The sequence below is a fragment of the Pauljensenia sp. UMB3104 genome (assembly GCF_030217285.1).
GTDB lineage: Bacteria > Actinomycetota > Actinomycetes > Actinomycetales > Actinomycetaceae > Pauljensenia.
This window is the reverse complement of sequence record NZ_JASONN010000066.1, coordinates 1-502: the sequence shown is the minus strand read 5'-3', so window position 1 is coordinate 502 and position 502 is coordinate 1. Positions and strand designations below refer to the sequence as shown.

The window sequence follows — 502 nt, the reverse complement described above, 5'->3', positions numbered from 1 at the left end:
CCACCAGGCCCACCAGCGCCCAGCGCACCGCCGCACGCGAGAGCTTCGCACGCGGGTCGGCCGCTGCACTCATGTTTTGACGCCACACGTGAGCACACTCTGGGCAGCGGTAGCGGCGCACGCTCACGTGCAACATGGTGGGGTGCCACCCGTAGGGTACGTGAGCCAAGCGCCTGACCACCGTGTCACGTACGACGCCCTCACCCCCACACTGTCGGCACCACCGATCCTCACCCACTACCTTGCAGGCCAAGACGGTCCGATCGTCTCCTACACGTTGACCCATCACTTCCAGTCCTAGGTCATCCAGGCCCGTGAAGGCGCTCAGATCAGGGCGATCAAAGGTAGCATTGGACATGTCGAGGTCTTTCAGATGGACGGTGTCGCAACCCCCATCATCGGAAGACCTCGACCTCTACCCGGCCACGACACGCCCAACCCCGCATACCACCCCCACACCCTCAATTATGAAGAGCCTCATAAGGTGCATTAAGACCCGATA

The 502-nt window shown here is 62.2% G+C and carries 1 protein-coding gene; it reads right to left on the bottom strand.

Going from position 1 to position 502, the window contains the following annotated elements:
• A partial coding sequence (locus QP415_RS10770; protein ID WP_285100044.1) for a transposase family protein occupies positions 1-358 on the bottom strand: 358 nt, incomplete at its 3' end.
• Positions 359-502 lie beyond the last annotated feature (144 nt).